Here is a 25,380-nt window from a genome sequence, read left to right on the forward strand (position 1 = left end):
CAAGAGTTTAAGAGTTTTCTACGTATGTAAATAATTGATTTTCAGTAAATTGTATTTTGAAGGAAAAACGCTCCAATTGCTGTTTTTTGTTAAAAACTCAAGGGTATTGTGAATAAGTTTGACTTTTAATAACCGCAATATTTCATAATCTTTGTAATTCGCTTTTCGCGCCTATTTTCATTAAAAAATCAAAAAAAAACAAACACAATCTAATGTCGCAAATTGAACCAATTTTACAAGAAAATAAAAATCGTTTTGTTATTTTTCCTATCAAACACCATGATATTTGGGAAAGATACAAAATGATGGAAGCTAGTTTTTGGACTGCTGAAGAAATTGATTTATCACAAGATTTAAACGATTGGAATAATAAGTTGAATAACGATGAACGTTATTTTATAAAACACATTTTGGCTTTTTTTGCTGCTTCTGATGGAATTGTAAATGAGAATTTGGCTGAGAACTTTGTAAATGAAGTGCAATACGCAGAAGCTAAATTTTTCTATGGTTTTCAAATCATGATGGAGAATATTCATAGCGAAACATATTCTCTTTTGATTGATACTTATGTGAAAGATGAAGCTGAGAAATCAGAATTGTTCAATGCTTTGGATGTTTTTCCTGCTATCAGAAAGAAAGCGGATTGGGCATTAAGATGGATTGAGTCAGATTCTTTTGCCGAAAGGTTAATTGCTTTTGCAGCAGTAGAAGGGATTTTCTTCTCAGGAGCGTTTTGTTCTATTTATTGGTTGAAAAAACGTGGGCTAATGCCAGGTTTGACATTCTCTAATGAATTGATTTCTCGTGACGAAGGGGTTCACTGTGATTTTGCAGTGCATTTGCATAACCATCATTTGGTTAATAAAGTGCCAAAAGATAGAATAAGAAGCATTATTGTTGATGCTTTAAATATAGAAAGAGAGTTTATTACTGAGTCACTTCCGGTTAGTTTAATTGGGATGAACGCAAGTTTGATGACCCAATATTTAGAATTTGTTGCCGATAGATTATTGGTAGAATTGGGTTGTGATAGAGAATACAATGTTGCCAATCCATTTGATTTTATGGATATGATTTCACTTCAAGGGAAAACTAATTTCTTCGAGAAAAAAGTTGCCGAATATCAAAAATCAGGTGTTAAAGTTACTGAAGGCGATTCCCAAAAAATTAGCTTCGACGCTGATTTTTAAAATACAGTTTTGAGTTTTAAATGCTGTCTAAAGTATTTAAAAACGCAAAAGAAAAAATAAAAGATTAAGTATAATTAATTGTTTTCATAAGGTACCCCCAAATCTGAAAACTAAGTTAATTCAGCCTGGATTGATTTCCGGATAAATGACGGCATTTTGTTTCATCTTGTTTTTATATTAAGATGAAATAAAGTATCGAAGTAGATTATGGATTGACATTGAATGAGAAAAAGAGTTATGAATACCTACTATTTATAATTCGCATTCATTAAATAAAATAAATTCGAGAAAGTATGTATGTAGTAAAAAGAGACGGCCACAAAGAACCTGTAATGTTTGATAAGATTACAGACAGGATAAAAAAATTATGTTATGGCTTGAACGAATTGGTAGATCCAGTTAAAGTGGCTATGCGTGTTATTGAAGGTTTGTATGATGGGGTTTCTACATCAGAACTGGATAATCTTGCGGCTGAAACTGCGGCTTCAATGACGATTGCCCATCCAGATTATGCACAATTGGCAGCTCGTATTGCAATATCAAATTTACATTCAAATACAAAAAAATCGTTCTCTGAGACAATGAATGAAATGTTTCATTACATTAATCCTAGAACGAACCAAGAATCACCATTGTTAGCTCCAGAAGTGCACAAAGTGATTATGGAGAATGCTGAGTTTTTAGATTCACATATCATTTACAATAGAGACTTTAACTACGATTATTTTGGATTCAAAACCCTTGAGCGTTCGTATTTATTGAAAATAAACGGGAAAATTGTTGAGCGTCCTCAGCATATGTTGATGCGTGTGGCTGTGGGGATTCATCTAGATGATTTGAAATCGGTGATGGAAACATACGACTTAATGTCCAAGAAATTCTTTACCCATGCAACGCCAACTTTATTCAATGCAGGAACTCCAAAACCGCAAATGTCTTCTTGCTTCCTTTTGGCTATGCAAGATGATAGTATAGATGGAATATATGACACTTTAAAACAAACTGCCAAAATCTCGCAATCTGCAGGTGGAGTTGGACTTTCTATTCATAATATTCGTGCTACAGGTTCTTATATTCGTGGTACAAATGGTACTTCAAACGGAATTGTACCAATGTTAAGAGTATTCAATGATACTGCTCGTTATGTAGACCAAGGAGGAGGAAAACGTAAAGGAAGTTTTGCTATTTATATAGAAACATGGCATGCTGATATCTTTGATTTCTTAGATCTTAAAAAGAATACCGGAAAAGAAGAAATGCGTGCTAGAGATTTGTTCTTCGCTATGTGGACATCAGATTTGTTCATGAAACGTGTTCAGGAAGATTCTACTTGGACTTTGATGTGTCCTAACGAATGTCCTGGATTGTATGATGTATACGGAGAAGAATTCGAAGCAATGTACACTGATTACGAAAGCAAAGGAAAAGGTAGAAAAACCATCAAGGCGCGTGAATTATGGGAGAAAATCCTAGAATCACAAATCGAGACTGGAACTCCTTACATGTTGTATAAAGATGCTGCAAACAGAAAATCTAATCAAAAAAATCTGGGAACAATTCGTTCTTCGAACTTATGTACTGAGATTTTAGAATATACATCAAGTGATGAGGTAGCGGTTTGTAATTTAGCTTCTATTTCTTTGCCAATGTTTATTGAAAATGGAGCATTCAATCACCAATTATTATTTGATGTAACCAAACGAGTTACTCGTAACTTGAACAGAGTAATCGACAGAAATTACTATCCTGTAAAAGAAGCCGAGAACTCAAACCTTCGTCACAGACCAATTGGTCTTGGGGTACAAGGTCTAGCTGATGCTTTTATTATGTTGCGTTTGCCTTTTACAAGTGAAGGAGCTAAGGCATTAAATCAAGAAATATTCGAAACCCTTTATTTTGCTGCATGTACTGCATCTATGGAAATGGCAAAAGAAGAAGGACCTTATTCTACTTTCAAAGGCTCTCCAATGTCAAACGGAGAGTTTCAACACAATTTGTGGGGGTTGAAAGACGAAGATTTATCTGGAAGATGGGACTGGGCTTCGCTTAGAAAAGAAGTGGTTGAGCACGGTGTTCGTAACTCATTATTGGTTGCACCAATGCCAACAGCTTCGACTTCTCAAATTTTGGGTAACAATGAAGCGTTCGAACCATATACTTCTAATATTTATACAAGACGTGTATTGTCTGGAGAGTTCATCGTGGTAAACAAGCATTTATTACACGATTTAGTAAAACTAGGATTGTGGAATGATAGCTTGAAGCAAGAAATTATGCGTCACAACGGATCGGTTCAAAATATTGATGTGATTCCGCAAGACTTAAAAGAATTGTACAAAACGGTTTGGGAAATGTCTATGAAAGACATTATCGATATGTCTCGTCAAAGAGGATATTTTGTAGATCAATCACAATCATTGAACTTGTTCATGCAAGATGCCAATTATTCAAAACTAACGTCTATGCATTTCTATGCTTGGCAGTCTGGTTTGAAAACAGGTATGTATTATTTGAGAACTAAAGCAGCTGTAGATGCTATCAAATTTACTTTGAGTAACGATAAAAAAGAAAATACTCCAGTAACTGAATCTATAGATGTTGAAGATTTTAAAGCAATGTTACTTAAAGCACAAGCAGCTGATCCTGAGGACTGCGAAATGTGTGGAAGTTAATTTTAGAGTTTAGAATTTTAATTATATGAAAACAGCTATCGTAATGATAGCTGTTTTTTTTGTATAAATTTTTAAAAATATATATCGAAACATTTCGATGTATCAAATGTTTGTATATCTTTGCCACATGATTACAAGCTTAAGCATAAAACAAGTTGAAAAAATCTCAAAAGCTTTGGGCGATCCTTATCGTTTGAAGATTATGGATATTATCAGCAAAAGCAATAGCTGTGTACAATGCGGTGATGTTTTGGCTCAATTTAATTTGACTCAATCTACGATGTCGCATCATTTAAAACAACTGATAGAAGCAGATTTGTTAATTGCGGAAAAAGAAGGTCGTAATCTGAAACTTTTAGTAAATAAAGAAGTTTGTACTGCTTATGCGGGCTATATCAGCAATTTAGTACTTTAGCTTTTTTTTTATCAAAAACATCGAAATACTTAGATATTTAAATACTTAAAATAATTAATTAATCATGAAAAAACTAGACAAAAAAGTGGCTGTTATTACAGGAGGTAACAGCGGAATCGGATTAGCAACAGCAAAATTATTTGCAGAACAAGGCGCAAAAGTGGCTATAACAGGCCGTAATAAAAAGACAATAGATGAGGCGGTTTTCGAGATTGGAAATGCTTCGATTGGTTTGGTAAGCGATGTTTCTGATATAAATAACATTGATACAACTTACGGGACCATAAAAGATACTTTTGGAAAAATAGACGTATTGGTAGTAAATGCAGGTGTATTTATTGCAGCGCCTTTAGCTGATTATACTGAAGAAATGTTTGACCAAACCAGCGATATTAACTTCAAAGGGGTTTTCTTTACGATTCAAAAATCTTTACCTCATCTAAATGATGGCGCTTCAATTATCATTACAGCATCTACAGTAGCGCACAAAGGGTTTGCAACAACGGCAGCATATTCAGCTTCTAAAGCGGCGGTTCGTTCGTTGGCAAGAACTTTATCTGCGGAATTATTGAATAGAAATATTCGTGTGAATGTACTTTCTCCTGGACCTATTGATACGCCAATATTTTCAAGAGGGGGCGGTTCGGAAGAAGAAATCAACGGAGCAAAAGCGCATTTTGCATCAGCAGTTCCTGTAAAACGTTTAGGAAGTTCAGAAGAAATGGCAGAAGGATTCCTTTATCTGGCTTCTGATGATTCTAAATTTATGGTTGGAGGCGAGTTGTTGTTAGACGGTGGAGCAGCAACGATATAAATACTAATAAATTATGATTATAGGTCCGGTAGATTTTTAAATCTGCTGGGCTTTTTTTGTAGCTTAAGGTTTGGAGTTATTTACTTTGTCAGTTCGTTTCACAATTTAAATTGTCTAAATTTGCGGCATTCATTTCATAAAGGAAATACTATTTAAAATCCAATTCCCTTGAGTTTATTATATTTTACAGACCGAAGCATAGTTCATCTTGAAGATGTGGTGTTCAATGACGCCGTTTCAGAGCAAATTAATCAGTTTTTGAAGGAATACCAATTCAAACAAGTTTTGGAGCAGTACGAATTACCTGTTGTCAATAAAATATTGTTACACGGTAAAACTGGCTGTGGCAAAACAATGACTGCCAAAGCAATTGCCAGAAAACTGGATAAAAAGATAATCATTGTGAATCTCTCTCGAATAGTTTCCTCAAAATTGGGAGAAACCTCAAAGAATATAGAGGGATTGTTCAAAGAAGTGCAATACGAAAGTTCCGTTTTATTCTTTGATGAGTTTGATTCGTTAGGACAAATTCGGGATTACGATAATAAAGACAGTACGGAGATGAAACGAGTGGTGAACTCTATTATTCAGCTGATAGATAATTTTCCCAATCGTTCAGTCCTAATAGCTGCTACCAATCAAATCCAGATGATAGATGAAGCTTTGGTACGCCGTTTTGAAATGAAACTTGAATTTACAGCTCCATCAAAAGAAGTTTTGGATAATTATTACGATAAGTTACTCACAAAATACCCCCTAGAGTTTCAAGAAGTAACCCGTATTTATGGTGCTACTTTTGCAGAAGCGAAAAATCATTTACTCAATGAAGTGAAAAACAATATCATTCAGGCAGAGATAAAAAAGCAAAATATAAAACCCTAGTAAATTTTTACTAGGGTTTTTGATATAAATTATTTCATACTAAACATTAGCCTCAACAGCAACTCGCATTTCTTTTGCAGCAGCAACCATTTCTACTAAAGCTTTTTTGGTTTCCGCCCAATGTCTTGTTTTTAAACCACAATCCGGATTTACCCAAAGTTGATCTATAGGGACAACAGCTGAAGCTTTTTCTAACAATTGTACCATTTCTGTGCGTGAAGGCACACGAGGTGAGTGAATGTCATAAACGCCAGGACCTATCTCGTTAGGGTATTTAAAATCAGCAAAAACATCTAGTAACTCCATTTGAGAACGTGAACATTCAATTGTAATTACATCGGCATCCATATCGGCAATATTTTGGATAATGTCATTAAATTCGCTGTAGCACATATGGGTGTGAATTTGAGTGTCATCTTTTACACCACTGGCAGAAATTCTAAACGCTTTTATCGCCCAATCAAGATAAGCGTTCCATTCTTCTTTGCGCAATGGCAATCCTTCGCGAATTGCAGGTTCATCAATTTGAATGATTTTGATTCCAGCTTTTTCCAAATCGACAACCTCATCACGTATTGCCAAAGCAATTTGCGTACAAGTTTCAGATCTTGGTTGGTCGTTACGTACAAATGACCACTGTAAGATAGTTACCGGACCGGTTAGCATTCCTTTTACCCATTTTGGTGTAAGAGATTGAGCAAATTCAGCCCATTTTACAGTCATAGGGTTTGGTCTTGAAACATCACCATAAATAACAGGAGGTTTTACACAACGGCTACCATAACTTTGAACCCAGCCGTTTTTGGTAAAAGTAAATCCGTCTAATTGTTCTCCAAAATATTCTACCATATCGTTGCGTTCAAATTCTCCGTGAACCAAGACATCGATACCAGTTTCTTCTTGAAAGCGAATAGTTTCTTCGGTTTCTTGTTGAAGCAAACCATCGTATTGTTCTTGGTTCAGTTCTCCTTTTTTGAACTTAGCTCGCCAACTACGTACTTCGGTCGTTTGGGGAAACGAACCAATAGTAGTTGTTGGGAGCAAAGGAAGATTCAATACCTCTATTTGTTTTTTTCTTCGGGTAGCAAATGTGTTTTCTCGTTTTGAATCGTTTGGAGTAATAGCAGCAACACGGTTTTTTACAGCAGTGTTATGTATTAATTTAGATGTTTTTCGGTTTTCATTGGCTTTGGTGTTTTCAATGAATTGAGTAGAACTTTCAGTTTCTAGTTCATTAGAAGCAAAAGATTTTAAAAGTGCTACTTCTTCTATTTTTTGTTTGGCAAATGCAAGCCATTGTTTGATTTCGGGAGTCAATGTGTTATCATTGGTTTCTAAATCTAAATCGCAAGGGCTGTGAATAAGTGAACAAGAAGGTGCTATCATCACTCGATTTTGTCCAATAGCATCAGTTGCTTTTTTGATTAAGGCTAATGATTTTTTGAAATCATTTTTCCAAATGTTTCTTCCGTCAACAACACCAAGAGAAAGCGTAGTGTTTTGAGAGAAAAGATTAGATTCTAAAATATCATCCAGTTGAGACGAACAACGTACCAGATCCAAATGCAAGGTATGTACAGGCAAGGCCAGAGCTGTGTTTATGTTCTCTCCAAAACAATCAAAATAATTAGCTAGGATTATTTTTATGCTTGGGAACTTTTTATTGATTTCATTATAAACTGTGGTAATGGTATTACGCTCTTTATCAGTTAGGTTTAAAGCCAAGAAAGGTTCGTCAAATTGAATCCATTCTGCTCCCTCAGCTTGTAATGCGCTTAGAATTTCAAAATATACTGGTAATAATTTATCTATAAGGTCAATTCTGTGAAAACCAGCTTCTTTCTCTTTTCCTAGTAATAAATAAGAAACAGGTCCAATAAGTACAGGTTTTGTTGTGATTCCTAGTTTTTTGGCTTCAATAAATTCGGAAACTATTTTGGTCGAAAACAATTCGAACTTTTGGTTTTTTGTAAATTCTGGTACAATGTAATGATAGTTAGTATCAAACCATTTGGTCATTTCCATGGCTACAACATCTTGGTCTTCTTTTTGAGCTCCTCTCGCCATTGCAAAATACAAATCGAGAGAGTTATTTGTTCTGGAAAATCCATGGTAACGCTCCGGAATTGCTCCAACGGTTAGCGTAAAATCCAATACTTGATCGTAAAGCGAAAAGTCATTGGATGGGATTAGATCAATACCTTTTTCGGCTTGCAATTGCCAGTTTTGTTTTCTGATAGTTGCTGCTGTAGCCAAAAGTTCTTCGGCTGAAATTTGATTGGACCAATAGGCTTCATTGGCTTTCTTTAGTTCTCTATTGCTACCAATTCTTGGGTAACCTAAGTTGTTTGTTTTCATTTTCTGTCAGTTTTTTTTACTGAGCAAAGTTATTGTATTGGTAAAATAAACTTAAATTTGTGGCTTAATTCAGTAAAATGAAGTGCATTGTGTTGTTTTGGTAGTGATTTGTCTGAAATAATGCTTTGTAATCGAATGCTGACAGTAAAAAAAACTATGGAAAACATTGACTCTATCGATTTGCAAATCTTAAAACACTTGCAGGAAAACTCCAATATCAATACAAAAGAGCTGGCTAGTAAATTATTCCTCACCGTTACACCCGTTTACGAACGTATCAAAAGACTCGAACGAGATGGTTATATTATGAAGTATGTAGCATTATTGGACAAGAAAAAACTCAATCTCGGAATGACCGTATTTTGCAATGTTAGGCTCAAAGAGCACGCTAGAAATGTGGGAAGCAATTTTGTAAAAGATATCGTTGCTCTTCCGGAAATTATAGAATGTTACAATATTGCCGGAGATTATGATTTTATGCTGAAAATCTTGGTTGAAGATATGTCCAGCTATCAGGATTTTGTGATGAACAAACTCTCTACTATCGAGAATATCGGGAATACTCAAAGTGTTTTTGTAATGGGTGAAATCAAACACAGTACAGCATTGGCGATTTGATCAAAGGCAGGTTTCATGACTTGTAGCATTTTTTTATTTTTGACATACAATGAATCTTGTTTCAGATAAAGACTTTTTCGTTGCCTAATTGATCGAACAAAGTATTTTTTGGTAATGTAATAGAAAGCTTTGGGAATAACTATTGTGAAAATAATTCCTTATATTTGAGGTAGTTATGTAATGGTTGGTCTTTTTTCTATAGTATTAAAAAACAATAGGTATGGAAAATAAAAAGTTTACAGTTACCGATGATTTGCTGGCATCTCGAGCTCAGCGCTTTTTGAATTTTATTATTGATTTAGCAGTTCAATATGTTATTTGGATTACGGTGGGGACAACTATTGTTATAATTGCTGATGTGACCAACAGTTATGCGCTGCATAATTGGATTGTATCTATGGGAAAAATAGCAAAAGGGATTTCTTTTGCCGTGATTTCAGTATTTTACTATTATTTGACAGAACTGTATTTTTCTCGATCTGTTGCGAAATTTTTGACCATGACTTATGTTATAATGAAAGACGGGTCAAAACCTACTTATAAAATAATTTTTAAACGTACACTTTGCAGATTAATCCCTTTTGAGGCTTTTTCTTTTTTGTTTGGCACCTCAGGAGGATGGCATGATACAATTTCACAAACTTATGTGGTGAAAAAAACCGAGTTTGAGAAAAAAAAGAGGATTATAGTACTTCCTTAAAAAGGCAAAAAAATAAAATAGTAATCAAAAGCGGTCAATTTAGACCGCTTTTGTTTTGAATAAAATAATCAAATTCGATATTTCCTCTATCTTTGGGGCTATTCTAAATAAACAATTTAAAATTTAAAATCAGAATGAACTGGGAACAACTATTATCACTAAAAAGACAAGGGGACACAGGTAAACGTTTACGAATTGAACAAGACGATACGCGTTTGGGTTTTGAAGTCGATTATGATCGTATAATATTCTCTGCTGCTTTTAGAAGTTTACAGGATAAAACACAAGTGATACCATTATCAAAAACTGATTTTGTACATACTAGATTGACACATAGTCTTGAGGTTTCGGTTGTGGGACGATCATTGGGTAGATTGGTCGGTAAAAAAATTATAGAAAAATATCCTTACCTACAGGACGTTCATGGTTATCAGATGAACGATTTTGGAGCCATAGTTGCAGCAGCATCCTTAGCACATGACATAGGAAATCCTCCTTTTGGCCACTCAGGAGAAAAAGCCATAGGCGAATATTTTTCTATCGGGAAAGGACAAAAGTACAAAGATCAGTTAACCGATAAGGAATGGCAAGACTTGATTGATTTTGAGGGGAATGCCAATGGATTTTCGGTTTTGAATAGTTCAAGACCAGGAGTAGAGGGTAGTTTGAGATTGTCGTTTGCAACGCTTGGTGCTTTTATGAAATACCCAAAAGAAAGTTTGCCTAAAAAACCAACCCGAAATATTGCTGATAAGAAATATGGTTTTTTTCAAACCGATAAATCTTTTTTTCAGGAAGTAGCTTCAGATATGGGGATGATTGCCAATAAAACAGGAGAAGATATTGGTTATGAAAGGCATCCATTAGCCTATCTAGTCGAAGCTGCAGATGATATTTGTTACACTATTATTGATTTTGAAGACGGAATCAATTTAGGTTTGGTTTCAGAAGATTTTGCGTTAGAGTATCTAATCAAGTTAGTAAAAGACAGTATAGATACTTCAAAATATAAAACATTAGAAACAAAAGAAGACCGAATCAGTTACTTGCGTGCTTTGGCTATTGGTAGTTTGATTAATGATGCCGTAAAAGTCTTTGTAGAAAATGAAGAAGCCATTCTGAGTGGTAATTTCCCTTTTGCTTTAACCGATAAAAGCAAATACAAAGCTCAAATGGATGATATCATCAAGATTAGTGTCAAGAATATCTATCAAAGCCGTGAAGTTATAGAGAAAGAGATTGTAGGCTATCAGATTATACAAACATTATTAGATAAATTCATAACAGCATTCAATAACAAATTTGATGGCAAAATGTCAAATTACGATTCGTTAATGCTAAAAATGTTACCGGAAAAACATCAAATCGAAAAGGAAAATTTATACCAAAGACTGTTGCATATTTGTCAATATGTTTCTCTTTTGACCGATGGGAATGCGTTGAAATTATATGAAATGATACAGGGAAGACAAAAGGACTAAAAATTATATTCAAGACCTATTCCCAGGGATTGTTTTAATTGAATTTCGGCTCCTTTATTTACAGAAACACCATTTTCAATTTCAACGATCTCAATGTCTTCATCGTATAGTAAATTGAGTCCGATGTTCGCTTTGACGTGATTGTTTACTTTGAAATCTGCTTGAAATTGCCAGTCTACATCTATATTGCCAAAATTATGGAGGTAGTCAGTGTATAAACTCAGTCGGTTTTTAATTGTTATGTTAGTGACAATTTCTCTTTCGAAATAGCTGGTTGCTAAAATACCTAACTCGGTTTTTGACTTTTTTCCTTTTGTGATCAGATTTCCCTGAGCGTCATAGGTTGCTTTGGTTACACCATAAGCTCCTTGATTGGCCAGAGTTTGATCCAGAACCATTGTATTCTTTAATGTTAAGGGAGATAAGTATATATTTAGTTTCTCAGCTTTATATATATATTCAGATCCAACCCCTAGAAAGGTGTAGGCAGGAGCAAATGGTTTGGATATAGGTTTCTCAGTATTGGGGTAATTATATCCGTTTGAGAATTGAGTGTTGAAGTTGAATTTTGCTGAATGGTACCAATTCGATAAAGTATCTTTTCTATAACCGTAAGTAGAGTTAATTCTAAATACATCATCTGTTTTTCTGAGTTCAACTCCTTCTTGTTTGTTTAAGCCGTACTTAAAAATAAGTTCATTTGACCAAACTTGGTATTCGTCTTTATAATCTCGTTTAAGGTGACCTTTTAGCAATCCGGTAATAGAACTTGTTCCCCCTGCGCTCCAGTTGACAAATGCAATCTCTGCAATGTCTACACCAAGACTGTTTTTGTTCGTCCAATGCGAAATAGTGTCTGGCTTTGCCGTTGCAATAGTATTTTTAGAGATAGTATCAGTTTTACTTGTGATTATTTTTACTTGAGAGAAACTACATACGGAAAATAATAGAAATAGAATTACAAAGGGTTTTGTTAAAAAGCTCATAGTAGAATGGTGGTATCTTTAAGAGCGCAAAATAATTAATTTCAATAACTTGAGAAAATAATTTCTAAACTATCAACAGAAATTCTACTATATCGTTGTAGTTCATCAATGCTCCCTTGCTCTATAAATTCATCAGGAATACCCAGTGTTTTTATGTTGGAATTATAATTATGAGCTGCAGCAAATTCTAAAATGGCACTTCCAAAACCACCTTTTATTACTCCGTCCTCAATAGTAATTATAGATTCGTATTTGGTAAAAATAGAGTACAATTCTTTTTCGTCTAATGGTTTGATAAATGCAAAATCATAATGGGAGAAATTTTCTGGATTTTGAGTTTTGGCTATAGCCAAAGAGACATTGTTCCCAATAGTGCCGGTTGATAAAATGGCTACTTTTGATCCACTTTTGAGTAGTTTTGCTTTTCCAATTTCTATTTTTTCATATTTTCCAAGATGGTCAGCTTCCCAGTTAACTATAACACCACGGCCACGAGGGTAGCGAATGGCGATAGGATGGTTTAGACCCAATTGGGCAGTATATAAAATGTTTTGTAAATCAATTTCATTGAGAGGAGCATAAATTATCATGTTAGGTACACAACGCAAATACGCCAGATCAAAAACACCGTGATGGGTAGCTCCGTCCTCGCCAACCAAACCCGCTCGATCTAAACAAAAAATTACTGGTAAATTCTGTAGAGCCACGTCATGAATCACCTGGTCATATGCACGCTGTAAAAAAGTAGAATAAATGTTGCAATAAACAATCATTCCTTGTGTAGCCATTCCTGCAGACAGAGTTACTGCATGTTGTTCTGCAATACCTACGTCAAAAGCGCGCTCTGGAAAGGCATCCATCATAAATTTTAAGGAACAGCCAGACGGCATTGCCGGTGTGATACCTACAATCTTTTCATTCTTTTTAGCTAAATCCAATATTGTTAATCCAAAAACATCTTGGTATTTCGGAGGTAAATTTTCTTCAGATTTTGGTATGATTTCACCAGTAGCGGCATCAAATTTACCGGGAGCATGGTACTTTACCTGATTTTCTTCTGCTTGTTGGAGACCTTTGCCTTTGGTGGTAATAATATGTAAAAACTTTGGCCCTTTTATTTTTTGCAAACGTTTCAGTTCTTTGATTACCGCAAAAATATCATTGCCATCAATAGGACCAGAGTAATCAAAATTCAATGACCGAATCATATTATTCTGTTTCGGATTTTTTCCTTCTTTTACGGAAGTGAGATATTTTTTGAGGGCACCCACACTTGGGTCAATCCCGATAGCATTATCATTAAGGATTACCAATAAATTAGCATCGGTAACTCCAGCGTGATTAAGACCTTCAAAAGCCATTCCTGAGGCTATAGAAGCATCACCAATAACGGCTATATGTTGTTTTTCGAAATCGCCTTTTAAATTAGAAGCAATCGCCATTCCCAGTGCTGCCGAAATAGAAGTAGAGGAGTGGCCAACGCCAAAAGTATCATAAATGCTTTCGCTTCTTTTAGGGAAACCGGAAATACCACCCAATTGACGATTGGTATGAAAAATGGTTCTTCTTTCGGTCAATATTTTATGTCCGTAAGCTTGATGTCCCACATCCCAAACTAATAAATCTTCGGGTGTGTTAAAAACATAATGCAAAGCGATCGTGAGTTCCACCACACCAAGGCTGGCGCCAAGATGTCCTTCTTTGGTAGCAACAATATTGATTATAAAATCACGTAATTCTTGAGCCAATTGAGGAAGTTGCGCTTCATCAAGTAAGCGTAAATCTATTGGCGAATGGATATGTTCGAGTAAGTTGCTTTTCATTATAGTTTAAAAAGCGAATTTACGGTTTTAAATTTAAAATTACTCAGGTTTTAAAGTGTCAACAACTCTTTCAGGTGGCATTTCAATAATACCCATCAAAACTCCTTCATTGATGACTTCTTTTTTAGAACTACATTTTTTTGTTTTTGTTTGTGGTTTTACAAATTTAACTTGGACCATTTTAGGAGGTGGAGGTGGAGGAAGCTTATGTAAAGTATCGTTGGGATCGTATTTTACATCACCAACCATAATTTTATCAGTTTCTGCTTTAGGCTCGTTTATAACTTCAATTTTGTCAATTTTTTGTTTGTTTCCGTTTTTATCGGCACAACTAAACAAAGTAGTTCCCATTGCTATAAACAAAGCCAATAGAAACATTTTGTGATAATGGGTTTGCGAATATAAAACTTGATTAGGAATTTGAATAGTCAAGGAATCCAATTGTGAATTTTTAAATCTTCCGCAAACATTGTTGTGCTGTTGAAAATAGGCCTGAATTTCATCAGGCAGCATATCGGTAAAATCGACTACGTTTTTGGAACAGCTTCCACAAAATCGGCCATTATCATTTGGAGTCATTTTGTCCCAATCTTCGTGGCAGGGTTTAGGAATGGTTATTTTGTGATTTGTATTCATAAAATTGATTAATGAATTTTAAAAGTAATAAAAATTAGTTCAAAAGTGTATTTTTGTTTTATGGAAAACATTTTTACGGACGAGTACTTTATGAAAAAAGCTTTGCAGGAAGCTGAAATGGCTTTTGAAAAAGGTGAAATTCCCGTAGGAGCTATAGTTGTAGTAAATAATACTGTTATAGCCAGAACCCATAATTTGACTGAATTATTGAATGATGTCACTGCTCACGCCGAAATGCAAGCCATAACAGCGGCTGCCAATTTCCTTGGTGGAAAATACCTAAAAGATTGCACTCTCTATGTTACTCTGGAACCTTGCCAGATGTGTGCTGGTGCTTTATATTGGAGTCAAATAACCAAGATTGTTTATGGTGCCAGTGATGACCACCGTGGTTTTATGAAAATGGGAACTAAACTGCATCCCAAAACCGTTGTTGTTCGTGGCGTTATGGCCAATGAAGCTTCGGAACTTATGAAACGTTTTTTTGCTGAGAGGAGAAAATGAAATAAATTATTTCTTTTATATCATTTTTTAAATTCAACTATAGCCCAAGGTTTCAACCTTGGGTAACGGATTGATTTAACGTAACGTCTCCCAAGGTTGAAACCTTGGGCTATAGTAAATAAAAATAAAACAACCGCGACATAAAGAAAATCAGTAATCTATTTATGGAATGCTAAACTTCTAAATTAGCCCCGATAGCAGTGTAAATCCTTGTGTGCCGGGGTTCGGCACGCAAGATTGCAACGAATAGCGGGACGATTCTTTTTATGAAATGCTAAATCTTTATGCTCCAAAAATAATTTGTTCTCAACGATTTTCTTCTTAAAATAAATACTATACTTTTACTACAACATAATGAGCGATTTTACGGTTGTAACAATAGCTGTGAAATACCGCTATTTCAGTGTGTAATTTTAATTTGTAACTATTAACTCTATAATAAAAGTGAAAACAAAAGGATTGATTTACGTGTTTTGTGTGTTTTTTTTGTTTCAAGCGTGTGGCAGAAAATCAGCCGCCGATTTTAATTCAGATTTTTCATTATTCAAAGAATATATAGTCAGTTTTACGGGAGGAATTGTCTCGGCACAATCAGATATTCGCGTGGTTTTGGCTTTTGATAATAATTGGAAAGTCAATCAGGTTTTAGACAATGATTTATTCGATATTTCTCCAAGTGTCAGTGGAAAAGTAATTGCACTTTCGAATAATACTATCGCTTTTATTCCCGAAAAAAAGCTGGAATCGGGTACGGAATATCAAGTGACTTTGCACTTGGATAAGCTAAATCAAAAGGTGGCCGAAAAGAAGAAGGAACTTTCCAATTTCAATTTTACAGTAAAAACCATCAAACAGGATTTTGTTGTCAATACACTCGATGTTCAATCTTACAGTAAAGAATACCAATATTTGAACTGTGTGTTGAAAACCGCAGATAATATTGATTTTGAAACCGCTAAAAAAATAGTAGAAGCCGAACATAATGGGAAAGATTTGCATGTTGTTTTCGAAAAATCGAATGCAATTGGCAAAGAGTTTAAATTTAGAATAGACAGTATACAAAGATTAGATTCTAAAAGTAATCTTGAGATAGAATATGACGGAAATGATTTTGATATAGACCAAAAAGGGACTATTGATTTTCCAATTACGGCATTGAATGAGTTCAAAGTCGTTAAGACAGAAATAGAAGAAGGTGATAATCAATCGCTATCAATAAATTTTTCGGAACCATTAGAAAAAGGGCAGGATTTTAAAGGCTTAGTGGCGATTCAAAATACCAATAATTTAAAGTTTTCTGCTCAAGGAAATGTGTTGAAGATTTATTTTAATAATGAGAAAGCCATTGAAAAACCGGTTGAAGTAGCTCCTGAGGCAGTTTCTGAAGTTGTGGTTTCAGATTCAACAGCAGTTGTTTCCGATAGTACAGTAGTGGAAGAACCGGAAGAAATAGCGGTAGCAGTCGAACCTGAACCCGTTGTAGCTTCTCAAAAGCTCACTGGAGAATTACTGTTGGAAGTATTTCAAGGAATCGAAAGCGAATATGGTAAAAAGCTAAATGAGAATTACTCAGAGAAAATTTCATTTGATGAAATAAAACCTAATGTTCGTTTCATCAAAAACGGAACAATTTTGCCAAGTTCCAGTAACTTAAAACTCAATTTTGAAGCCGTAAATCTAAGCGCTGTAGATGTAAAAGTGTATAAAATTTACAAAAATAATATTCTTCAATTTTTGCAGGATAATGAATTGAATGGGGCACGAAACCTGAAAAGAGTAGCGCAACCTATTGCTAAATCAACACTCAACCTTAATGAAAATAGTTTAGTCAATCTAAGTAAGTGGAACACATTTGCTTTGGATTTATCTAAAATTATTACTCCGGAACCAGGAGCTATCTACAGAGTAGAGTTCTCATATAAAAGAGCCTATTCTTTATATAAATGTGACTCTTCATTTATCATTAACAACGATAATGAGGAAGAAGAGGAGGTAGATGAAAAAGATGTAAATTATAGCGGAAATTCATACGACGATTACTATTACGACGATTATGAATGGAGAGAAAGCGAAGATCCTTGTACCAGTTCATATTATTATAATGCTAGGATTGGTACAAATATTTTGGCATCGGATGTTGGGGTAATTGCCAAAAGAGGAGAAAATAAATCGTATTTATTTGCCATAAACAATATCATTACTACAGAACCAATTGCGAATGCAAGAGTAGATTTGTACAGTTTTCAACAGCAAAAATTGGCTACAGGAACAACAAGCAGTGAAGGTATTGCTAATTTTCAGTTGGACACATTTGCCTATTTTGCCATCGTTACATACGGAACCCAATCGACTTACGTGCGACTAGATGACGGAAATTCGTTATCAGTTAGTAATTTTAATGTAGCTGGAGAGACGTTGCAAAAAGGACTCAAAGGATTCATATACGGAGAACGTGGCGTTTGGCGACCTGGAGATAACTTGTATTTGTCCTTTATATTGAATGATGCTTCGAATAAAATTCCATTAGGACACCCAATAAAATTCAGATTGAGCGATCCTAATGGTAAAGTGACTTACCAAACGGTTCAAAAATCGAATGAGTGGAATCATTATGCTTTTACTGTACCGACTCTAGCGGATGCGCCTACTGGAAACTGGGAAGCAATGGTAAGCGTTGGAGGAGCGAAGTTTTATAAAAGTATAAAGATTGAGACCATCAAGCCGAATCGTTTGAAAATTAAAAACACTTTCAAAAGAGCCGTGCTTTCGTCTTCGTATCCAAATACCAGCAATCTGGAAGTGACTTGGCTTCACGGAGCAGTGGCTAAAAATTTGAATGTCGAAATGCAAGCTAAATTTTCACAGCAAACAACGACTTTCAAGAATTATGAAAAATTTGTTTTTGATGATTTGGTTCGAAAATTCAGTACGGAAGAAGTTACGGTTTTCTCAGGTAAATTAGATGCTAACGGAAAAGCCAATGCAACAATAGATCCTAAAATTCAAGGAGAAGCACCAGGAATGCTAAAAGCTTCGTTTATTACCAAAGTGTACGAAGAAGGAGGAGATTTTAGTACTGATGTTATTGCGACTACTTATTCACCTTATAGTACTTATGTAGGTATAAAATCACCAGAGCCTAATAAATACGGAATGCTGGAAACTCGTAAAGTAAATCAATTTGATATAGTTACAGTTGATGAGAACGGAAGACCAAAAGCGGTCAAAGATCTGGAAGTAAAAGTTTATAAAGTAGAGTGGCGCTGGTGGTGGGATGCATCAAGCGATAACTTATCGAATTATAATTCTGATGACGCGACGACTTCGTATAAAACTTTTAGAATAAACACTGATGCTAGAGGAAAAGGTAGTGTTCGTTTTGCACTGACGGATGAAGAATGGGGACGTTATTTAATTCGAGTTTCAGACGAAGTTGGAGGACATGCTACGGCATTAACAGTAAATATTGATTGGCCAATGTGGTCAGGAAAAACTAAAAATACGGATGCTTCAACAGCAAATATGTTAGTTTTTTCTACCGATAAAGAAAAGTATGCTGTAGGTGAAAATGCGCAAATTTCATTTCCATCAAGTGAAGGAGGACGCGCTTTTATTTCTATCGAAAATGGTTCGAAAGTAGTGCAAACTCTTTGGGCAAAGACCCAAAAAGGAGAAACAAAAGTAACCATTCCGATTACTGCTGCTATGGCACCAAATGTGTATTTTAATATTACATTATTGCAACCGCATGCTTCAACAAAGAATGATTTACCAATAAGAATGTATGGAATTGTGCCAATTGAAGTAGTTGATAAAAACACAATTCTTACCCCTAAATTAGTGATGCCTGATGTGTTGCGTCCGGAACAATCATTTGCTATAAAAGTGAGTGAACAGTCTGGAAAAGCAATGACATATACCATTGCTATTGTAGATGAAGGATTGTTAGATTTAACTCGTTTTAAAGCGCCAAATGCTTGGGATAGTTTTTATGTTCGTGAAGCTCTGGGCGTAAAAACCTGGGATATTTATGATGATGTAATTGGAGCGTATGGCGGAAAAGTGAATCAGATTTTCAGTATCGGAGGAGATCAGGATTTGGGTGGCGGAAAAGCCAAAAAAGCCAATCGATTTAAACCGGTAGTGATTTATATGGGACCTTTTAAATTAGAAAAAGGACAGACCAAAATTCATCAGGTAAAGTTGCCTAAATACATTGGTTCTGTAAAAACAATGATTGTAGCGGGTGATGCAACAACGAGTGCTTATGGAAGTGCAGAGAAAGCTACTCCTGTTCGCAGTCCTTTGATGGTTTTGGCTTCGTTGCCTAGAAAAATTTCGCCATCAGAGAAAGTAACGATTCCGGTTACAGTTTTTGCAATGGAAAAAAACATCAAAAATGTTACAGTTCAAATTAAAACCAATAACGGATTAAAAGTTCTTGGTAGTGTCATCCAAAAAGTATCATTTGCACAGCCTGATGAAAAAATGGCTTATTTTAATCTAGCGGTTGGTTCAGCAACTGGAATCGGAAAAGTGCAGATTGTAGCCACTTCCGGCAAAGAGAAATCAGTGTATGATGTAGAGATCGATATGACCAATCCTAATCCGGTGACTAATACCTTTACCGATGTAATTTTAGAACCAAACAGTTCTAAAACTATTTCATGGAAAACATTTGGTGTTTCGGGAAGCAATAAGGCAAGGTTGGAAATTTCATCGATGCCAACCATTAATTTGAATGGAAGATTGCAATATCTCATCCAATATCCGCATGGTTGTGTGGAGCAAACCACATCATCAGTTTTTCCACAATTGTATTTGAGTGATATTGTCGATTTGGATGCTACACGTAAAGATTTAATTCAAAAGAATGTTACAGCAGGAATTACTCGTCTTGGAAGTTTTCAATTATCAAACGGTGGAATATCGTATTGGCAAGGAGGAACCATCGCGGATGATTGGGGTACATCCTATGCTGGGCATTTTATGATTGAAGCAGAGAAAAAAGGATACTTTTTGCCTATCAACTTCAAATCGAAATGGATTTCATATCAACAAAAAGAAGCTAAACAATGGCGATTTGAGCCGAGCTACGGAAATGATTTGGCGCAATCTTATCGCTTGTATACTTTGGCTTTGGCGGGAGTGTCAGATTTATCTTCGATGAATAGATTACGCGAAACCAAAGGTATTTCAAACGAAAGTAAACTGCGTTTGGCTGCAGCTTATGTTTTGGCAGGTCAAAAATCGGCAGGACAGACGCTATTACTGAATAGTACAATTGAAGGAGATTCTAATTACAACTATTACTATTACGGTTCTGGCGATAGGAATCGAGCAATGGCTTTGGAAACAATGTTGTTGCTTGGGCAAAAGCAAAAAGCATTTGCAATGGCGATAAAATTGGCCAAAGATATGTCAAGCGACCAATGGATGAGCACGCAAACTACAGCCTATTGCTTGTATGCAATGACTAAGTTTTCAGTAAGCAATGGAGCAAAAGGAATCGATGTTCAGTTTAGTAAAGACGGAAAAGCACAGACAGTTAAAACGATGAAAACAATTGCTGACAGAAGTTTGGTTGTTAAAACGGGATCGAATAGTGTGACTTTAAAAAACAATAGAAAGAACAGACTGTTTGTTAGGGTGTTAAATACTGGAATTCTTCCTGTTGGGCAAGAAAATGCAGTTCAAAGTAATGTCTCGGCAGCTATTGTTTTCAAAAATAGAAAAGGCGGAGTTATTAATGTATCTAAAATCAATCAAGGAACTGAGTTTGTTGCTGAAGTAACTGTTAGAAACCAGAAAAATGAGCATGTGGAAAATGTGGCATTATCACAGATTTTACCGTCTGGATTCGAAATTGTAAATACCCGTTTCACAGATTATGGAGACGCAACCAACAATGTTGCTGATTATATCGATATTCGAGATGATAGAACCAATTTCTATTTTGGATTGAAAGCTGGAGAGGTAAAAACTTTTAGAATATTACTGAATGCCTCATATTTGGGAACGTATTATTTACCAGGATTGCAATGCGAAGCGATGTATGACAATACGTTTTTGGCTAGAACCAAAGGATTTTGGGTTCAAGTGGTGAAGTAGTACGTATCCTAACAGGTTTCCAAAACCTGTTAGGTATTCAGTAAGTCAGTTAAATAACTTTTATGGATGAAATTAGATACCTAACAGGTTTTGGAAACCTGTTAGGATAGTAAATCTTTTGGATATAAAGAATAAGAAATATGGAAAAAGATATTTTTGAATCTGGGCAATACTATCACATATACAATCGAGGAAACAACAAAGAGAATGTCTTTGTTGAGGAGAGAAATTATAGATTTTTTCTTGAGAAAATGAAAAAATATCTTTTGCCTATTGCCGATGTTTATGCCTATTGTTTACTCAAGAATCATTTTCATATTGTCTTAAGGATTAAAGATAAAATGGAGTTGTCGGATAATTTGAAAGAGAAAGTTCATTTGCCATTTTCTAATTTTTTTAATTCGTATGCCAAGAGTATAAATAAAGCCTATAACAGAACAGGAAGTTTATTTCAAGAACATTTACAACGAAACAGAATTGAAAATGAAGAGTATCTGAAACAATTGATCGTGTACGTTCATTTAAATCCTGTAAAACATAATTTTACGAAATCATTCGACACGTATTTACATTCTTCTTATCGTTCTTTTATGTCAGATAAAGAAACAAGTATTGATAGGGATTTTATTTTAGAGCTATTTGGTGGATTAGAAAATTTTAAGTTTTATCACGATGAAAAAAGATTGGTTTATGAAGGAGTAATTGATATTATTGACAAAATAGATTACTAAATTATTTCAATTTTATTTATCCTAACAGGTTTCTAAAACCTGTTAGGTATTTATAGGGGTTATGCTGATAATTTTTTTTAGGAAATAGAGAATTATACCTAACAGGTTTCCAAAACCTGTTAGGATGAAAAACAAAAAAACTTTGAAAAATAAATTAATAGCGTTTTTGCAACGCATTATCAATTGGATAAAACGGAATAAAATCAAATCATCAATAGCATTTTTGCTGTTGATGATTTATTGTTTTTCGCTACCAAGAACTTTATTTCAAGAACCCTATTCTACGGTGATAGAAAGTAAAGAAGGCGAATTGTTGGGTGCTAAAATTGCACTTGATGGGCAATGGCGATTTCCCGCACAGGACAGCGTTCCGGATAAATTCAAGAAATGTATTGTTTATTTTGAAGACGAGTATTTCTATAAACACCCCGGATTTAATCCGGTGGCGATGGTCAATGCTTTTCAGCAAAATAGAAAAGCAGGTAAAGTTGTTCGTGGAGGAAGTACCTTGACTCAGCAGGTTATCCGTTTGTCCAGAAATGGGAAAGGCAGAACCTATTTCGAAAAAATAATCGAACTCATTCTAGCCACGCGATTAGAGCTGGGGTATTCTAAAAACGAAATTTTAGAATTATATGCAGCTCATGCACCTTTTGGAGGAAATGTTGTTGGGCTTGAGATGGCATCTTGGCGGTATTTTGGTGTGCAATCCCATCAATTATCTTGGGCGGAAAGTGCTACTTTGGCCGTTTTGCCAAATGCTCCAAGCCTGATTTATCCCGGAAAAAACCAAATCAAATTATTGAATAAGCGCAACCGACTTTTATTGAAGCTGCATCAGGAAGGAGTAATAGACCGGCAAACCTACGAACTTTCTATAGATGAACCTTTACCTCAAAAGCCGTATGATTTACCTCAAATTGCACCACATTTATTGCAACGGGTAGCTAAGAACCAACAAGGAACCCGAGTAAAAACAACTGTTGAAATTGGTTTACAAAATAGGGTGAATCAAATTGCAAAGTATTATTACAGCCAATACAGGCAGAATGAAGTTCATAATTTAGCTATTTTGGTTGTAGATGTGTCCAATCGAAAAGTGTTGAGCTATGTGGGTAACTCACCTACAGATGGTAATCACCAAAAAGATGTAGATATTATTGATGCGCCAAGAAGCACAGGAAGTATTCTTAAACCACTTTTATATGCTGCTATGCTTGATGATGGGGAGTTATTACCTAATACGCTAGTGGCAGATATCCCAACGCAAATTTCTGGCTATACACCGCAAAATTTTAACTTGACATTTGATGGGGCGGTCCCGGCGCATCGGGCTTTGTCACGCTCATTGAATATTCCTGCTGTATTAATGCTTCAGGATTTTGGAGTGAATAAATTTTACGAAGAATTGCAGCGATTCAAATTAAGGAATATTTCAAAACCGCCTGATCATTACGGCTTATCGCTTATTTTAGGAGGTGCGGAAAGTAATTTATGGGATTTGTGCCGAACCTATGCTGGTTTATCCTCAACTTTGAATTATTTCAACAGAAATCAAGGACAATACAGAACCAATGAATTCGCAGAACTAAATTATGATGATCGTTTTCAAGTAGATTTTGGTGATGAAACCAAGCAGAAAAATATCTTGGGTGCAGGTTCGATTTGGCAGACCTATAACGCAATGGAACAAGTTAATCGCCCAGAAGGAGATGAGGCTTGGAAATTTTATGACAGTTCATTGAAGATTGCCTGGAAAACTGGAACGAGTTTTGGAAATCGAGATGCGTGGGCGATAGGGACTAATGCGAGGTATGTAGTAGGAGTGTGGGTTGGGAATGCAACAGGTGAAGGAAGACCTACATTGACAGGAGTTACCAGTGCAGCGCCTATTTTATTTGATGTTTTTAATTTGTTGCCAAGACAACGTTGGTTTGATACGCCTCATAAGGATTTAGAAGAAGTTGAGGTGTGTAATTTGAGCGGTTATTTAGCCAAAGAAGGGTGCCCAAAAATTAAACAACTGGTATCCAAAAAAGGAAAAAGCACAGTTGCCTGTCCGTATCACAAAATCGTACACTTAGACAAATCGATGCAATTTCAGGTCAATAGTAGTTGCGAAAGCATAGATAATATAGTGACCAAAAACTGGTTTGTTTTGCCACCAGTAATGGCTTGGTATTACAAGAGTCAGCATATTGAATATTTACCATTACCACCATTTAGGAATGATTGTATGGGAAATCAAACAACAACAATGGATTTTATTTATCCTAAAGCCAACAGTAAAATTTATCTAACGAAAAATTTTAATAGTGAAGTGCAACCAGTGATTCTAAAAGTAGCCCATTCCCAACGGGATAGTAAACTGTTTTGGTATGTAGACAATGCCTATAAAGGTGCTACAAAAACTTTTCACGAAATGCCTATTTCGGCTACAACGGGATTTCATTACATTACGGTGGTTGATGAATTTGGAAACGAAATCCGAAGAAAAATAGAGATTGTAAAGGAATAATAAAAAGGTTTTGGGATGCCTACGGAACAGGATCGGACTATCTGTCCGACTTCCTTATATAAACACAACTATTTCAGAATTAAATAGAAAATTACGTTTTCAAAAACCAATTCGTAGCGGAATGTAAGCGCTTTTGTTGTTGGTAATTCTAAAGGTCAATCCAAACGTAAAACCTTTTAATTCTGGCGTTTTATCTTGGGATAAGGGATAAGAATAGCCAAGTCCAAGGTCAATAACGTTTAAAAACGATATTCCCGCAAGTGAATATAGGTTTCTATTGGAACCTCCTGCTTTGATGAATAATAAGCTTCCGGTATTTAATGAGAGATGTAGGTCTGGAAGGCCAAAATACTTGCTATCATAACTGCTTATTCCGTAACCTAACCCCAAAAAAAGTTTGTTTTTGTTCTCGCAATCCAAACAAAATTCCAAACCACCAGCAAATTGATTTTTGACCGTTATGGAGTAATTAATGTAAAAAATAGGCTGCCACTCAAGGAGTTTTGAAGTGTGACTTTCTTTGTAATTATAATTTTGGGTATTCAAAAGTATTTCATTCTCGTCAAACCATTTAGAAGCTCCTACCAATTCTTGTGCTTCTTTGTCTTTGGAATAGCCTTGAAATTGTAATTTATGATTTTTTAAATAATAATCTTTTACAGAATAGACTGAATCAATATTCTTGATTTTATATCCAATAGCTTTTTTTGTTTCAATTTTTTCAGGCTGGATTCGGTAATACATTGCCAATTCTTTGGAGCAATTTTTCCAATTGGCATCAAAGTAAATAGTGTCTTTTTGGGCAAATGAATTGTAAGATATAAATAAATAGATGAATGCAAAAAGTAATGATTTCTTCTTTGGAATCTGGAATAGTTTACTCTTGTATTTCATTTTATTGGGGGCTTTCAAGTAAGGAAAATATTTACTTTTTCAAGAAG

Annotated in this window: 17 protein-coding genes; 12 read left to right on the top strand and 5 right to left on the bottom strand. The window is 35.2% G+C overall.

Going from position 1 to position 25,380, the window contains the following annotated elements; all coding sequences use genetic code 11:
- Nucleotides 1-212 precede the first annotated feature (212 nt).
- The 5 genes from OZP08_RS05615 to OZP08_RS05635 all read left to right on the top strand — a co-directional run bounded on the left by OZP08_RS05615 (nt 213) and on the right by OZP08_RS05635 (nt 5,973).
- A complete protein-coding gene (locus OZP08_RS05615) occupies nt 213-1,190 on the top strand; it encodes a ribonucleotide-diphosphate reductase subunit beta (RefSeq protein ID WP_268848689.1) in 978 nt (325 codons plus the stop codon).
- Between the two features lie 293 nt (nt 1,191-1,483).
- Nucleotides 1,484-3,862 (top strand): ribonucleoside-diphosphate reductase subunit alpha, encoded by a 2,379-nt coding sequence (locus OZP08_RS05620; RefSeq protein ID WP_268848690.1) that lies wholly within the window; start codon nt 1,484-1,486, stop codon nt 3,860-3,862.
- 127 nt (nt 3,863-3,989) lie between these two features.
- Nucleotides 3,990-4,277, top strand: coding sequence for an ArsR/SmtB family transcription factor (locus tag OZP08_RS05625; RefSeq protein ID WP_268848691.1), 288 nt, complete (start codon nt 3,990-3,992; stop codon nt 4,275-4,277).
- A gap of 64 nt (nt 4,278-4,341) precedes the next feature.
- Nucleotides 4,342-5,091 carry an SDR family oxidoreductase gene (locus OZP08_RS05630; protein WP_268848692.1) on the top strand — a complete coding sequence of 250 codons (750 nt, stop codon included), beginning with the start codon at nt 4,342-4,344 and terminating at the stop codon, nt 5,089-5,091.
- 168 nt (nt 5,092-5,259) lie between these two features.
- On the top strand, nt 5,260-5,973 hold the full coding sequence (locus OZP08_RS05635; protein ID WP_268848693.1) for an AAA family ATPase: 714 nt from the start codon (nt 5,260-5,262) through the stop codon (nt 5,971-5,973).
- 39 nt (nt 5,974-6,012) lie between these two features.
- Here OZP08_RS05635 and metE read toward each other — a convergent pair whose 3' ends face one another.
- Nucleotides 6,013-8,331 carry a 5-methyltetrahydropteroyltriglutamate--homocysteine S-methyltransferase gene (metE, locus tag OZP08_RS05640; RefSeq protein WP_281323191.1) on the bottom strand — a complete coding sequence of 773 codons (2,319 nt, stop codon included), beginning with the start codon at nt 8,329-8,331 and terminating at the stop codon, nt 6,013-6,015.
- Nucleotides 8,332-8,487: 156 nt separating this feature from the next.
- On the opposite strand from metE, the gene OZP08_RS05645 reads away from it, so the two are divergent.
- The 3 genes from OZP08_RS05645 (at nt 8,488) to OZP08_RS05655 (ending at nt 11,130) form a co-directional block, all read left to right on the top strand.
- Entirely contained in the window at nt 8,488-8,949 is a 462-nt protein-coding gene (locus tag OZP08_RS05645; protein ID WP_268848694.1) for an Lrp/AsnC family transcriptional regulator, read from the top strand.
- Between the two features lie 220 nt (nt 8,950-9,169).
- On the top strand, nt 9,170-9,649 hold the full coding sequence (locus OZP08_RS05650; RefSeq protein ID WP_281323192.1) for an RDD family protein: 480 nt from the start codon (nt 9,170-9,172) through the stop codon (nt 9,647-9,649).
- Nucleotides 9,650-9,783: 134 nt separating this feature from the next.
- Nucleotides 9,784-11,130 (top strand): deoxyguanosinetriphosphate triphosphohydrolase, encoded by a 1,347-nt coding sequence (locus tag OZP08_RS05655; protein ID WP_281323193.1) that lies wholly within the window; start codon nt 9,784-9,786, stop codon nt 11,128-11,130.
- Here the strand turns inward: OZP08_RS05655 and OZP08_RS05660 are convergent.
- The 3 genes from OZP08_RS05660 to OZP08_RS05670 are packed head-to-tail and all read right to left on the bottom strand — an operon-like array spanning nt 11,127 to nt 14,575.
- Entirely contained in the window at nt 11,127-12,116 is a 990-nt protein-coding gene (locus OZP08_RS05660) for a DUF3078 domain-containing protein (protein WP_281323194.1), read from the bottom strand. The genes OZP08_RS05655 and OZP08_RS05660 overlap by 4 nt on opposite strands.
- Before the next feature lie 41 nt (nt 12,117-12,157).
- Nucleotides 12,158-13,939, bottom strand: a complete 1,782-nt coding sequence (locus OZP08_RS05665) for a 1-deoxy-D-xylulose-5-phosphate synthase (protein WP_268848697.1) — start codon at nt 13,937-13,939, stop codon at nt 12,158-12,160.
- 39 nt (nt 13,940-13,978) lie between these two features.
- Complete coding sequence (locus OZP08_RS05670; protein WP_281323195.1) at nt 13,979-14,575, bottom strand: hypothetical protein; 597 nt, start codon at nt 14,573-14,575, stop codon at nt 13,979-13,981.
- Nucleotides 14,576-14,635: 60 nt separating this feature from the next.
- Between OZP08_RS05670 and OZP08_RS05675 the strand changes: the two genes are divergently transcribed.
- The 4 genes from OZP08_RS05675 to pbpC all read left to right on the top strand — a co-directional run bounded on the left by OZP08_RS05675 (nt 14,636) and on the right by pbpC (nt 24,439).
- On the top strand, nt 14,636-15,079 hold the full coding sequence (locus OZP08_RS05675; protein ID WP_268848699.1) for a nucleoside deaminase: 444 nt from the start codon (nt 14,636-14,638) through the stop codon (nt 15,077-15,079).
- Between the two features lie 444 nt (nt 15,080-15,523).
- Nucleotides 15,524-21,190 carry an alpha-2-macroglobulin family protein gene (locus tag OZP08_RS05680; RefSeq protein ID WP_281323196.1) on the top strand — a complete coding sequence of 1,889 codons (5,667 nt, stop codon included), beginning with the start codon at nt 15,524-15,526 and terminating at the stop codon, nt 21,188-21,190.
- 140 nt (nt 21,191-21,330) lie between these two features.
- Nucleotides 21,331-21,921 (top strand): transposase, encoded by a 591-nt coding sequence (locus OZP08_RS05685; protein WP_268848700.1) that lies wholly within the window; start codon nt 21,331-21,333, stop codon nt 21,919-21,921.
- A 124-nt stretch (nt 21,922-22,045) separates the two neighbouring features.
- Entirely contained in the window at nt 22,046-24,439 is a 2,394-nt protein-coding gene (gene pbpC, locus OZP08_RS05690; RefSeq protein WP_281323197.1) for a penicillin-binding protein 1C, read from the top strand.
- Between the two features lie 99 nt (nt 24,440-24,538).
- On the opposite strand, the gene OZP08_RS05695 is transcribed toward pbpC, so the two are convergent.
- A complete protein-coding gene (locus tag OZP08_RS05695) occupies nt 24,539-25,333 on the bottom strand; it encodes a hypothetical protein (RefSeq protein ID WP_281323198.1) in 795 nt (264 codons plus the stop codon).
- Nucleotides 25,334-25,380 lie beyond the last annotated feature (47 nt).

It is taken from the genome of Flavobacterium aestivum, from assembly GCF_026870175.2.
In the GTDB taxonomy this organism is placed as follows: domain Bacteria; phylum Bacteroidota; class Bacteroidia; order Flavobacteriales; family Flavobacteriaceae; genus Flavobacterium; species Flavobacterium aestivum.